We start from the raw sequence: 13,503 nt of genomic DNA on the forward strand, positions 1-13,503 counted from the left end.
AAGCTATTATATGAGTGACGCAATAAAACACGAATGCGGTATCGCTTTAATCAGGTTACGTAAACCTTTTTCTTATTACATAGAAAAATACGGAACCCCGATGTACGGCATCAATAAGCTGTACCTCCTGATGGAAAAACAGCACAACAGAGGCCAGGATGGAGCCGGCGTTGCAGCTGTAAAAATAGGTGTTCCTGAAGGAAAAAGGTACATCAGCCGTTACAGGTCTGTTGATCCTCAACCTATATCTGTGATTTTTAATAAAATCAACAGAAAATTCAGAAAAGCTCTAAGAGATAATAAAGATAAATACCTGGATGCAGATTGGATTCTTGAAAATACTGCATTTGCCGGTGAAGTTTTAATGGGGCATCTCCGTTATGGAACTCACGGAAGCAATGAAATTGAAAACTGCCATCCGTTCCTAAGGCAAAGTAACTGGAGAAGCCGTAACCTGGTAGTGGCAGGAAACTTCAATATGACCAATGTGGATGAGCTTTTCAATAAACTCGTTGAACTTGGCCAACATCCTAAAGAAAAAAATGATACAGTTACAGTTCTTGAAAAAATAGGACACTTCCTTGATGAAGAAAATCAACTGTTATTCAATAAATTTAAAAACCAGCATAGCAATCACGAAATTTCCTCTTTAATTGAAGATGAACTTGACCTTCAAAGAGTTCTGATGCGTTCTTGCAAAGATTTTGATGGCGGATATGCAATGGCTGGAATGACAGGCTATGGCGCTTCTTTTGTTGCAAGAGACCCTGCCGGTATCAGACCTGCTTATTACTATGCTGATGATGAAGTGGTTGTTGTAGCATCAGAAAAGCCTGCTATTAAAATTGCTTTCAATATCAACTATGATCAGATAAAAGAAATTGAGCCAGGTCATGCTCTTATAATAGAGAAAAATGGTGACTATGCTCAAAAACAGTTTATAGATCAGTTAGAGAAAAAATCCTGCAGCTTTGAAAGAATATATTTCTCCAGAGGCTCTGATCCTGAAATTTATCAGGAAAGAAAAATGCTGGGTAAATTACTCGTACCTCAGGTCCTTGAAGCTGTTAATTTTGATTTAGAGAATACAGTATTTTCTTATATTCCTAATACAGCTGAAACAGCCTTTTTGGGTATGATGGAAGGTATAGAGGATTATCTGACTCAGTACAGAAAAAAGGTAATTCTTGAAGGCAAGCCAAATGGGGTTGATCCTGAAAAAGTATTGTCTTTAAAACCAAGAGTTGAAAAGCTTGTAATAAAAGATGCCAAACAAAGATCATTCATTGTTGCAGACAGTGAGCGAGATAAGTTCGTAACAAACCTTTATGATACTACTTATGATGTAATCAAAAAAGGTAAAGATACCATTGTCATCATTGATGATTCAATTGTTCGCGGAACTACTCTTGAAAGAAGCATTATTCAGATGCTTGATAAGCTTGGACCTAAAAAGATTGTAATAGTTTCTTCATCACCTCAGATAAGGTTCCCTGACTGCTACGGAATAGATATGTCCAAGATGAAAGAGTTCGTTGCTTTCCGCGCTGTGCTTGAATTGTTAAAAGAATCGGGAAGAGAATTTCATCTGGAAGATGTATATGAACAATGTAAAGGAGCTATCCAGACTTTAAGTGGAAATATGGAAAATCATGTGAAGAATCTTTACGCTCAGTTTTCATATGATGAAATCTCTCAAAAAGTATCTGAGATCGTAACTCCTAAAAACTGTAAAGCAAAGGTTCAGGTCGTATTTCAGACAATAGATAACCTTCATAAAGCCTGTCCGAAGCATATCGGTGACTGGTATTTCACCGGTGACTATGCAACTCCTGGCGGAAACAGAGTAGCTAATAAAGCCTACATGTTCTTTATGGAAGGAAAAACTGTTAGAGCATATTAATAAATAAGACTTTATATTATTGATAATAAAAAAAGAGCAGTTAAGTTGCTCTTTTTTTATGTCTTTTTATTAAATTTTTTTTGATCACTTAAACAGCGAAGCTCTCACCGCAGCCGCAGGTTCTGCTTGCATTAGGATTAATAAACTGGAAACCTTTTCCGTTTAATCCATCAGAAAAATCAAGAGTTGTACCCAAAAGGTAAAGAAGGCTTTTTTTGTCAACAAGAATTTTTATTCCTTTATCTTCAAAAACCTGATCTGCCGGGTTAATCTGATTATCAAACTTCAGATCATACATTAAACCTGAGCAACCCCCACCATTAACAGCTACTCTGATATTGTAATCGTCTGTATAACCTTCTTTTTGTTTCAGGTCATAGACATGTTCTTTGGCTTTTTCTGTAATATTAATCATGATTAGAACATTTTTATGGTTAAATCGGAAACACACTTATTTTAGAATAAGTTCATTTCAAAACACCTAAATTTACTAATTATTACTAAAAATCCTGATAATTGGCGAACCTTTAATATTTATGAAAAACCTCGAACATATAGGCATTGCTGTAAAAAGTATTGAAGCATCTATTCCGCTTTTTTCTAAGCTATTAAATACAGAACCATATAAAGAAGAATTTGTAGAAGGTGAAAAAGTAAGAACCCTTTTTTTTAATTGTGGAAATGTCAAGATAGAGCTTTTAGAGTCAATATCAGAAGACGGGGCTATTGCAAAATTTATTGAAAAGAGAGGTGAGGGGATTCATCATCTGGCATTTGAAGTAGAAGACATTCATCAAGAAATGCTGAGGATGAAAGAGGAAGGTTTTACTCTTTTAAATGAACAGCCGAAAACTGGTGCGGATAATAAACAGATTTGTTTTTTGCATCCCAAAACCACCGGGGGTACTCTTATTGAGCTTTGCCAGGAAAATAAAAAGGGATCATAACGATCCCTTTTTAATAATTTATTATCCGTTTTATCTTAAACGGTCATAGACCAGTGATAGGAGAAATCAGAAGAAAAAGATAGATTTACATCTTAATTTGTCCGCTTTTTCTCATTTTGTTTACCTTCTTAGCATTCTTCTTACACTTTGGATTAGCTCTTACACAAGAAGTTGCTGAAAATGAGAAAGCAAAAAGAACAAGGAAAATTGAGAGTATCGTTGCTTTTTTCATATTAATATGTTTTTCGATTGATTGATGCTTGGCAAATTTAAATGAAATCTTAGATAAAGTAAATAAATAAGATTTGCAAAACTTATACAATATACAAAAAAAATCTGATGGAAAATAGTAAAAGGACGGAATTAAGTGATTTAGGAGAATTTGGATTAATTAATCGTTTAAAAGAAAAAGTTGTTTTAAGGAATCCTGAAACTCAAACAGGCATTGGAGATGACGCAGCTGTTATTGAAAACAGGAATGAATTGACATTAGTGTCTACAGATATTCTTGCCGAAGGTATTCATTTTGACCTTACTTATACTCCATTAAGACACTTGGGGTATAAAGCTGTTGCAGTAAACGTTTCTGATATAGCTGCAATGAATGGTATACCAAAGCAAATTGTGGTAGGGATTGCACTAAGTAACAGATTCTCTCTTGAAGCAATAGAAGAATTGTACATGGGAATTAATCAGGCATGCGAAGATTATAAGGTGGATCTGGCTGGTGGAGATACTACCTCTTCAAGGTCTGGTCTGGTAATTTCAGTAACGGTGCTTGGCGAAGCAAAAAAAGAAGAAGTGGCATATAGATCAGGAGCTCAGGTAAATGACTTGATATGTGTGACAGGCGACTTAGGTGGTGCTTACATCGGATTACAATTGCTAGAAAGAGAAAAACAGGTATTCAAGCAGGATCCTGAAATGCAACCCCAGCTTACAGATAAGGAATATGTGGTAAGAAGACAACTGAAGCCAGAGGCGAGAATGGATGTAACCTATGACCTGAAAGAGCTTAAAATTAAACCTACCTCTATGATTGATATTTCAGATGGATTGGCGAGTGAGCTTCTGCATATATGCAAGGCATCTACTGTCGGTGCCAGAATCTATGAGGATAAGCTTCCGGTGGACAGCATGACCTTTGATACTGCCAGAGAGTTCAATCTTGATCCTACTACGGTTGCGCTTAATGGAGGAGAGGATTATGAATTGTTGTTTACTGTAAATCAAAGTGCATTTGATAAGATTAAAAATCATCCCGATATTACAATCATTGGCCATATCACTGAGCATTCGGACGGAGTGCAACTGATTACCGGAGGAGGTAATATCTTCCCTATAAAAGCTCAGGGCTGGGCACATTTTTAACAATCTTTAAACCATAATCTGAGATGGATAAATTTCAGATTATGGTTTTACATGAATCTGGCAGGGAATATTATGCCTATAATTTTCATTTTTTTTATTTTTTAATCCATATGATAAGCAATATATTGCTTTCAAAATAGGATCTATTTAAGATTACGTTTAAAACATTTCCTATCCTTTCGGGTTTGCTCTTTGGTAAAAAAGTATTATTTGCCAATTGAAGTATGTTATCAAATTTCCAATTAGGAAAAATAAGTCCAGGTAAATTTTTCAGAGTAATTGATTTATGAAAGTAAAAGCTGCTACAAAGGAAGTCTCTTCTTTAGATGAAGAGTTGCTCAGAGTTTTGACCGAAATTAAAAATGGTAACTTTTCAGCCAGGATGGCATTGGATCAGACAGGTATAAAAGGAAAAATTTCCGATACCATGAATACCATTGTCGAAATGAATGAGCGCTTCATGGAGGAGCTCACTGAGGCTGCTATCATAATAGGTAAAAACGGACAACTTGAGCACCGGATCTCATTTACTGATGGAAAAGGAGCCTGGAAAGAAGGTACTAATTCTATTAATGCACTAATCACCGATTTAGTGCAACCAACTATAGAAATTGCTGATGTAATCAGTTCAGTTGCCAAAGGTAATCTTTCCAATACAATGCCTCTGGCAGTCAGTAATCATAAGCTGAAAGGAGAATTTTACAGGATTGCTAAAGAGGTAAATGACATGGTGAAGCAGCTGAACCTCTTTTCAATGGAAGTTACCCGTGTGGCAAGGGAAGTGGGGGCGGAAGGAAAATTGGGGGGACAAGCTAAAGTTAAAGGTGTAGCTGGGGTTTGGAAAGATCTTACGGATTCTGTAAATCTGATGGCCGGTAACCTTACTGACCAGGTAAGAAATATTGCGGAAGTTACCACTGCTGTTGCTAAAGGTGATTTGTCAAAAAAAATCACTGTTGATGTAAAAGGAGAAATTCTTGAATTGAAGAATACCATCAATACCATGGTGGACCAGCTTAACTCTTTCTCTTCGGAGGTAACCCGTGTGGCTCTTGAAGTGGGTACAGAGGGAAAGCTAGGCGGACAGGCGCAGGTGAAAGGGGTGGCGGGTACGTGGAAAGGCCTTACAGACTCCGTGAATCAAATGGCCAGCAACCTTACCGCTCAGGTGCGTAACATTGCAGATGTAACCACAGCCGTTGCAAAAGGAGACTTATCAAAAAAAATCACTGTTCAGGTAAAAGGCGAAATTCTTGAGTTGAAAAATACCATTAATACCATGGTGGATCAATTGAACTCATTCGCATCAGAAGTAACTCGGGTGGCTCTGGAAGTAGGTACTGAAGGGAAACTAGGTGGACAGGCCAAAGTAAAAGGAATTGGTGGAGTCTGGAAGGATCTTACTGATTCTGTAAACCAGATGGCGAGTAACCTTACCGCTCAGGTGCGTAACATTGCTGATGTAACAACTGCTGTAGCCAAAGGAGACTTATCAAAGAAAATCACTGTAAATGTAGAAGGTGAAATCCTTGAATTGAAAAATACCATTAATACGATGGTGGATCAATTGAACTCTTTTGCTTCAGAAGTAACCCGCGTGGCATTGGAAGTAGGTACAGAGGGTAAACTAGGCGGCCAGGCAAAAGTGAAAGGAGTTGGTGGGGTATGGAAAGATCTTACAGATTCTGTGAATCAAATGGCCAGCAATCTTACAGCTCAGGTACGTAACATCGCAGATGTAACAACTGCTGTAGCAAACGGAGATCTTTCCAAGAAAATTACAGTAAATGTCGAAGGGGAAATTCTTGAATTAAAGGAAACCATTAACACGATGGTGGATCAGTTGAACTCCTTTGCTTCCGAGGTAACCAGAGTTGCTGTGGAAGTGGGTACTGAAGGTAAACTTGGTGGTCAGGCTAAAGTAAGGGACGTTGGAGGTGTATGGAAAGACCTTACAGATTCTGTAAATCAGATGGCCAGCAATCTTACAGCTCAGGTGCGTAACATTGCTGATGTTACTACAGCAGTGGCTAACGGTGATCTTTCAAAGAAAATTACAGTTAACGTAGAAGGGGAAATTCTTGAACTTAAAAATACCATCAATACGATGGTGGATCAGCTAAACTCCTTCGCATCTGAAGTTACGCGTGTGGCTTTGGAAGTAGGAACAGAAGGGAAGCTGGGAGGACAAGCTAAAGTGCGCGATGTCGGAGGTGTTTGGAAAGACCTTACTGATTCTGTAAATCAGATGGCGAGCAATCTCACCGCTCAGGTGCGTAACATTGCGGAAGTAACGACTGCCGTGGCAAAAGGTAATCTTTCAAGGAAAATTACCGTGGATGTTAAGGGTGAAATTCTTGAATTGAAAAATACCATTAATACCATGGTGGATCAGTTGAATGCATTTGGTTCTGAAGTAACCCGTGTTGCCCGTGAAGTAGGTTCTGAAGGAAAGCTGGGCGGTCAGGCTTATGTACCTGGTGTGGCTGGTACCTGGAAAGACCTTACTGATTCTGTAAATAAAATGGGAGGCAATTTAACTGCCCAGGTAAGAAATATCGCAGAGGTAACGACTGCCGTGGCAAAAGGTGATCTATCAAGGAAGATTGAAGTAAATGTAAAAGGAGAAATCCTTGAACTTAAAAATACCATCAATACAATGGTGGACCAGTTGAGGGCCTTCGCATCTGAAGTAACCCGTGTGGCAAGGGAAGTAGGTACGGAAGGTAAACTGGGTGGTCAGGCAAGTGTGGAAGGGGTTGGAGGAGTTTGGAAAGACCTTACAGATTCTGTAAACCAGATGGCTGGTAATCTTACTGCTCAGGTACGTAACATCACAGACGTTGCGATAGCTGTGGCAAATGGTGACATGTCTAAGAAAATTACCGTTGATGTGCGTGGAGAAATCCTTCAGCTGAAAGAAACCATCAATACAATGGTGGACCAGTTGAGAGCATTTGCATCTGAAGTAACCCGTGTGGCTAGGGAAGTAGGTACTGAAGGAAAACTGGGCGGACAAGCATTCGTTCCTGGTGTTGCAGGTATTTGGAAAGATCTTACTGATTCTGTAAACCACATGTCCGGTAACCTGACTTCCCAAGTGCGTAATATTGCGGAAGTAACGAAAGCTGTGGCAAGTGGCGACCTTTCTAAAACCATCATGGTGGATGTAAAAGGTGAAATTCTTGATTTGAAAAATACCATCAATACCATGGTGGATCAGCTGAACTCCTTTGCATCTGAGGTAACACGTGTGGCAAGGGAAGTAGGTTCTGAAGGTAAACTGGGCGGACAGGCACAGGTAAAAGGTGTAGCAGGTACATGGAAAGATTTAACAGATAGTGTAAACTTCATGGCATCTAACCTTACCAGTCAGGTGAGAGGTATTGCTAAAGTTGTAACTTCTGTAGCTAAAGGTAATCTGAAACAAAAATTAAATATTAATGCATCAGGTGAAGTATCTCAGTTGACAGATACAATCAACGAGATGATTGATACACTTGCTATTTTTGCTGATCAGGTAACAACTGTTGCGAAGGAAGTAGGAGTGGAAGGACGATTGGGCGGGCAGGCTAGTGTGCCTGGGGCTTCAGGTATCTGGAAAGATCTTACTGAAAACGTAAACCAGCTTGCAGCAAATCTTACTACTCAGGTAAGATCTATTTCAGAAGTAGCATCTGCTGTAACCAAAGGAGATTTAACAAGAACCATCAGAGTAGAAGCAAGAGGAGAGGTTGAGGCGCTTAAAGATACCATCAATCAGATGATTGCTAATCTTAAGGAAACAACCCTTAGAAACCACGAGCAAGACTGGCTCAAATCCAACCTTGCTAAATTCACTCAAATGCTTCAGGGGCAAAGAGACACGAATACTGTGGCTAAGAAAATCCTTTCAGAACTTGCTCAGGTTGTTGTGGCTCAGAAAGGATCATTCTATATCTTGAATGATGAAGGAGATCAGGTGAAGCTGAAACTATTCGCTTCCTATGCAGATGACACTACAATTCCAAGAGAATTTAATATTGGTGAAGGTCTTGTTGGGCAGTGTGCTCTGGAAAAAGAAAAGATACATCTACAAAATGTTCCTGTAGATTATCTTAAAATAAGCTCAAGCCTTGGAGAAGCAAGTCCTCTGTCAATTATAGTGCTTCCGGTATTGTTCGAAAATCAGATTAAGGCGGTAATTGAACTGGCTTCTTTTGATACATTCTCCAGTACTCACCTTGATTTCCTTGATCAGCTGACAGAAAGTATCGGTATAGTAATTAACACTATTGAAACTAATACAAGAACTGAAGAACTGCTTATTCAGTCTCAGTCACTTGCAGACGAACTTACCAGAACAAACGAAGAGCTTCAGGATAAAGCCTTCCTGTTGGAGAAACAGAAGCAGGAAGTAGAAGAGAAAAACAGAGTTATTGAAGAAGCAAGAAGATCTCTGGAAGACAAGGCTGAACAGCTTACTCTGACTTCTAAATATAAATCTGAGTTCTTGGCAAATATGTCTCATGAGCTGAGAACTCCACTTAACAGCTTGTTGATACTTGCTCAGCAACTGTTTGAGAATCCTGAAGGAAATCTCTCGGATAGACAGGTTAATTATGCTCGTACCATATATTCATGCGGAGACGACCTAATCCAATTGATTAATGATATTCTTGATCTTTCTAAAATTGAATCAGGATATATCTCTATTCAGGTATCTAAAATTCCTATCAGTGAAATTACAGGCTTTGTTGAGACAACATTTAAGCCTGTTGCTGAAACTAAAAAAGTTAAGTTCAATATTTTAGTTGAAGACCTTACTGAGTCAATTGAAACGGATATGCAGAGGCTAAATCAGATATTAAAAAATCTGCTTTCCAATGCATTTAAGTTTACTGAAAAAGGAGAAGTCAGATTAAAAATATACAATGCTGAGAGATCCTGGAAACAAAGAAACAGACAGCTTGAAAATGCAGATAAAGTTATTGCCTTTGCAATTTCAGACACAGGTATCGGTATTCCGATTGACAAACAGAATATTATTTTTGAGGCCTTTCAGCAGGCAGAAGGATCTACTTCAAGAAAGTATGGTGGAACAGGCCTTGGGCTTTCGATTTCAAGAGGTCTTGCAGAGCTGTTAGGTGGAACTATAGAACTTGAAAGTGAAGTAGACAAGGGTAGTACATTCATACTATATATTCCTGTAAAATCTACTCCGGAAGATTTGAAGATAACTAAGGTGCCGGAGACAAAAATTGTTTCACTGGATACTGTTAATTCCGGAACAGCTAAAACATTGGGAAGTTTTCTAAATCCTTCTGAAGGGGGAGGTCTGGATATTGAGATTCCTGACTTTGAGTTGCTGTCTGAAATGTTTCCTGATCCTGGTGATGATAGAAATACACTAAAGCTTGGAGATAGTGTGATTATGATTGTTGAGGATGATCAGAGGTTTGCAAAGATTATTCTTGATAAAGCCCATGATTATGGTTTTAAAGCAATTATTGCTGCGAGCTATGGGGAAGTCTTTGAAATGGCCATTACCTATAAACTGGCTGCTGTTACTTTGGATATCAAGATGCCAGGTGTAAGTAGTGGATGGCGGGTACTTGATCTCTTCAAAAATGATCCTAACCTTCGTCATATTCCTGTGTATATGATTTCAGGGGAAGAAAATGCAGATCTGGCATACCATAGAGGCGCCAGAAGCTTTTTGATGAAGCCAGTGAAAAAAAATGTACTCGATGAGTTATTTAGGGATATCCAGGAATTTCATTCAAGAAAGACCCGAAATCTCCTCGTAGTGGAGGATAATGAAATTGATTCTTCAAGAATTAAAGATCTTTTTTTACAGATTCAGACTATCAATGTGACGGTTGTTTCTACAGGTAAAGAAGCAGTGAGTGAGTGGTATGCAAACGGTTTTGATGCGATAATACTGGATTATAAACTGCCAGATGTTGAAGTGAAAGACCTTATAAGTCAGTTTAATGATAAGAAGCAACTTCAGTATACGCCGGTGATATTATATACTGCTAAGGAGTTTTCTCCGGCAGAAGCAAATCAAATAAAAAAAATAACCAAAAGTATTCTTTTAAAGGATGTAAATTCGCTGGATAAATTGCTTGAGGAGGCTATCATTCATATGCATATTTCATTTAATGATTTACCTCTGGATATTAAAAACCGAATAATAAAAATACAGCGAGAAGAAGATATTTTAAATGGAAAGAATGTTTTAGTGGTAGATGATGATATCAGGAATCTTTTCGCTTTAACCACTGTTTTTGAAAGATTAAATATCAATTCCATTACTGCTGAAAGTGGTAAAGAAGCAATAAATATCTTAAATAGCAACGATAAGGTTGATCTGATTCTAATGGATATAATGATGCCTGAGATGGATGGATATGAAACAATTCAAAAGATCAGAAGAGAAAATAAGAATTTTAATCTTCCTATAATTGCTGTCACTGCAAAGGCCATGAAAGGCGACAGGCAGAAATGTATTGAGGCCGGTGCTTCGGATTATATTACTAAACCTGTTAAAATCGATCAGCTTTTAGCTTTGATGCGAGTATGGATGAGAAAATAATTAAAGTGAATCTTTAAAATTATTAAGGAATTGGAAACCAGGCCCGAGATTAAAGTATTACTAGTAGATGACCGGGAGGATAATTTGTTCTCAATGAGCACTGTCCTTGAAAGGGATGGGTATGTAATCCGCACAGCAAGGTCGGGAAGGGAAGCGTTGAAGATTCTTTTGAAAGAACATGATTTCACCCTCATCTTGCTAGATGTGCAGATGCCGGATCTCTCCGGATATGAAACTGCTTCTCTGATCTATGAAAGAGATAAGCTCAAGCATATTCCGGTTATTTTTGTAACTGCTCACAGCTATAGTGATGAATATGTCTATAAAGGCTATCAGGCAGGGGCGGTAGATTATATTTATAAACCAATAAACCCTGAACTTTTAAGGGCTAAGGTGAATGTTTTTGCTGAATTATACAGGAAAACCCATTTGCTTGTAGCTCATGAGAAGCAACTCAGGGAAATGAACAATGAACTTGAGGATCGTGTAAGGCAAAGAACAGAAGAACTAACGGATAAAAACGTAGAACTGGAGAAAGCCAACTTCGAATTGAAGAAGGTAAACAATGATCTCGATAGCTTTGTATATGCGGCCTCACACGACCTGAAAGCTCCGGTTTCAAATATTGAAGGACTATTGGCTTCTCTTACGGATTTCTTTTCTCCGGATATGCTTGATGATGATAATGTGAAAATGATCATTGGTATGATCAATGAATCTATATCTCGCTTTAAGGTAACGATTCATGATCTTACTGAAGTAACCAAAATACAGAAAAGTATTGAAGAAGATGTGAATACTATTGATATTTTGGAGGTCATTGAAGATGTTAAGGTCGGCATAAGGGACATGATTGAGAACACTGGAGCAATTCTGAATATAATTCACGATGGGGATACGAAAGTCAGTTTCTCCAGAAAAAATCTTAAAAGTGTATTGTACAATCTTATAAGCAATGCAATAAAATACAGGTCCTCAGAAAGAATTCCTGAAGTGGAAATCAATATTGGAAGGGTAGAGGAATATATCATTATCTCGGTTTCTGATAATGGTTTGGGCTTTAACCCCAATGATAAAGAAAAAATCTTTACCATGTTTAAACGTCTCCATGACCATGTAGAGGGCACAGGAATCGGCCTTTACATAGTGAAGAAAATAGTGGAAAACTGCGGAGGGAGAATAGAAGTAGATAGTGAACAGGGTAAAGGTACCACCTTTTCTGTCTTTATCAGAGTTAATCCGGAAATCGTTCTTATTTGATCAGAAAAGATTTTACTCTGATGTTAATTGTATAATGTCCAATGGTTTGGTAAGGTATTTGGAAACAGATTTAAAGCTGAAAGCTTTTCTTATATCTTGTTTATCGTCCGATGATGATATGATAAAAAGCTTTGCTTTGAGAAGTTCCGGTCTTTCAATTTTTTCAAAAGCTTCCACAAATTCAAATCCGGTCATTTCCGGCATGTTTATATCTACAAAAATTGCATCTGGTGTTATTTTTCCCTCTGTCAAGTCTTTAATTGCAACTGTAGGACTATTATAAAGCTGAATGTTTTGAGAGTAGTTATATTTTTCAAGGATAATTTTGTTCAATAAGTTATCCATTTCATTATCATCAATAATCATTACTGATTCTAATTTTACAAATGTAGATGCCATTAAAAAACTAAATTCAAAAATTTAATTAAAACCCTAATTTAGACAATATTCTCTTAATCTATAATTCAAAAACGGATTTAAAAGACTTTATTATCCTTTTATAAATTTGTAAACCTGACAGGAAAAATCCGACTCAACACTTAACATATATATTCCGGCAGGCAGTTCATTGACATTAATATTCTCATGATATAGTCCGGGAGATTTCCAACCGAGATCTATATACTTTATTTCCTTCTGATCTAAATTGGTAATTTTTATTCTGACTTTCGATTCAATTCCAATAGAAAAAGAAACAAGTGTCTCATCTATGCAAGGGTTGGGATAAGCTGACACGAAGCTAACCGCATCCTGATAATTTATATTTCCGGCAACCGCATTGTATCTTACAATTGGAAAAAGCGCAAGATGGAATTTATATCCTAGTCTACTATACAAATCTTTCCAATTGGAATGATGAAATCTTACAGCATTGGTTCCGGTATTGGAAAGATCACTATCGGGGCGAGAAGCGTCAAGAGAAGTCAATATTGCAAGCGTATCAGTGAAGGGCTCATGAGCATAAAGCAAAAAATTACAAGCTACAAAGAATGAATCTTGTACAGGTACAGGCTCATAGAAAAGCGTTTGAACAGGGTTTCCATAAACAAGAATATTTCTGTAGCTCATAAATCTTCCACCCAAGGAGTCGGCAGGAAGATGGTCCGTACCAACAGACCATATATCAAAAGTCAGCTGTCGGTTTGGTTTATTTAGAAAACCTTTATGATAACTTATAACCCCAATAACCTCAGCAGATCCTTTTATTCTGTATTTTTCGGCATAATTTTCCGAAAACCAGCAGTTCTGCCCGGTAACATATCCGCAAGTATAACCATAATAATCAGACCTGTATGCTGTCATTTCTTCATCCGAGCCTATATGCCTAAGCGTATCCTGGCAAAATACAGAAATTGAAATAACCAGGAAAATCAATAGAAATAATAGCTTTTTTACCATATTTATGGAAAGTTACCAAAAAAATATAATTCTGAAAAAGTGAG

Annotated in this window: 8 protein-coding genes; 5 read left to right on the forward strand and 3 right to left on the reverse strand. The window is 37.6% G+C overall.

Annotation, left to right across the window (positions count from 1 at the left end; translation table 11 throughout):
• The first annotated feature begins 10 nt into the window (after nt 1-10).
• On the forward strand, nt 11-1,903 hold the full coding sequence (locus tag K350_RS0123670; RefSeq protein WP_028982032.1) for an amidophosphoribosyltransferase: 1,893 nt from the start codon (nt 11-13) through the stop codon (nt 1,901-1,903).
• Nucleotides 1,904-1,991: 88 nt separating this feature from the next.
• Here the strand turns inward: K350_RS0123670 and K350_RS0123675 are convergent, their stop codons facing one another.
• The gene (locus K350_RS0123675) at nt 1,992-2,318 is read right to left on the reverse strand and encodes a HesB/IscA family protein (RefSeq protein WP_028982033.1); all 327 of its coding nucleotides are present in this window, start codon (nt 2,316-2,318) and stop codon (nt 1,992-1,994) included.
• 121 nt (nt 2,319-2,439) lie between these two features.
• Here K350_RS0123675 and mce point away from each other — a divergent pair, with 121 nt between their 5' ends.
• The 4 genes from mce to K350_RS0123705 all read left to right on the forward strand — a co-directional run bounded on the left by mce (nt 2,440) and on the right by K350_RS0123705 (nt 12,061).
• Entirely contained in the window at nt 2,440-2,850 is a 411-nt protein-coding gene (gene mce / locus K350_RS0123680; protein WP_028982034.1) for a methylmalonyl-CoA epimerase, read from the forward strand.
• Between the two features lie 339 nt (nt 2,851-3,189).
• Complete coding sequence (thiL, locus tag K350_RS0123690) at nt 3,190-4,221, forward strand: thiamine-phosphate kinase (RefSeq protein ID WP_028982036.1); 1,032 nt, start codon at nt 3,190-3,192, stop codon at nt 4,219-4,221.
• Nucleotides 4,222-4,507: 286 nt separating this feature from the next.
• Entirely contained in the window at nt 4,508-10,801 is a 6,294-nt protein-coding gene (locus K350_RS0123700) for a HAMP domain-containing protein (protein ID WP_028982037.1), read from the forward strand.
• Between the two features lie 30 nt (nt 10,802-10,831).
• On the forward strand, nt 10,832-12,061 hold the full coding sequence (locus K350_RS0123705; protein WP_156027167.1) for a sensor histidine kinase: 1,230 nt from the start codon (nt 10,832-10,834) through the stop codon (nt 12,059-12,061).
• A gap of 12 nt (nt 12,062-12,073) precedes the next feature.
• On the opposite strand, the gene K350_RS0123710 is transcribed toward K350_RS0123705, so the two are convergent.
• Nucleotides 12,074-12,460 (reverse strand): response regulator, encoded by a 387-nt coding sequence (locus K350_RS0123710; RefSeq protein WP_028982039.1) that lies wholly within the window; start codon nt 12,458-12,460, stop codon nt 12,074-12,076.
• A 90-nt stretch (nt 12,461-12,550) separates the two neighbouring features.
• Nucleotides 12,551-13,459 (reverse strand): T9SS type A sorting domain-containing protein, encoded by a 909-nt coding sequence (locus tag K350_RS0123715; protein ID WP_028982040.1) that lies wholly within the window; start codon nt 13,457-13,459, stop codon nt 12,551-12,553.
• Between the last annotated feature and the right edge of the window lie 44 nt (nt 13,460-13,503).

Source organism: Sporocytophaga myxococcoides DSM 11118, assembly GCF_000426725.1.
In the GTDB taxonomy this organism is placed as follows: domain Bacteria; phylum Bacteroidota; class Bacteroidia; order Cytophagales; family Cytophagaceae; genus Sporocytophaga; species Sporocytophaga myxococcoides.

What these genes read in the sequence shown, in the direction of transcription:
- K350_RS0123670 (WP_028982032.1), top strand. Translation starts at nt 11, where the DNA reads ATGAGTGACGCAATAAAACACGAATGCGGTATCGCTTTAATCAGGTTA.
- K350_RS0123675 (WP_028982033.1), bottom strand. Translation starts at nt 2,318, where the DNA reads ATGATTAATATTACAGAAAAAGCCAAAGAACATGTCTATGACCTGAAA.
- mce (WP_028982034.1), top strand. Translation starts at nt 2,440, where the DNA reads ATGAAAAACCTCGAACATATAGGCATTGCTGTAAAAAGTATTGAAGCA.
- thiL (WP_028982036.1), top strand. Translation starts at nt 3,190, where the DNA reads ATGGAAAATAGTAAAAGGACGGAATTAAGTGATTTAGGAGAATTTGGA.
- K350_RS0123700 (WP_028982037.1), top strand. Translation starts at nt 4,508, where the DNA reads ATGAAAGTAAAAGCTGCTACAAAGGAAGTCTCTTCTTTAGATGAAGAG.
- K350_RS0123710 (WP_028982039.1), bottom strand. Translation starts at nt 12,460, where the DNA reads ATGGCATCTACATTTGTAAAATTAGAATCAGTAATGATTATTGATGAT.
- K350_RS0123715 (WP_028982040.1), bottom strand. Translation starts at nt 13,459, where the DNA reads ATGGTAAAAAAGCTATTATTTCTATTGATTTTCCTGGTTATTTCAATT.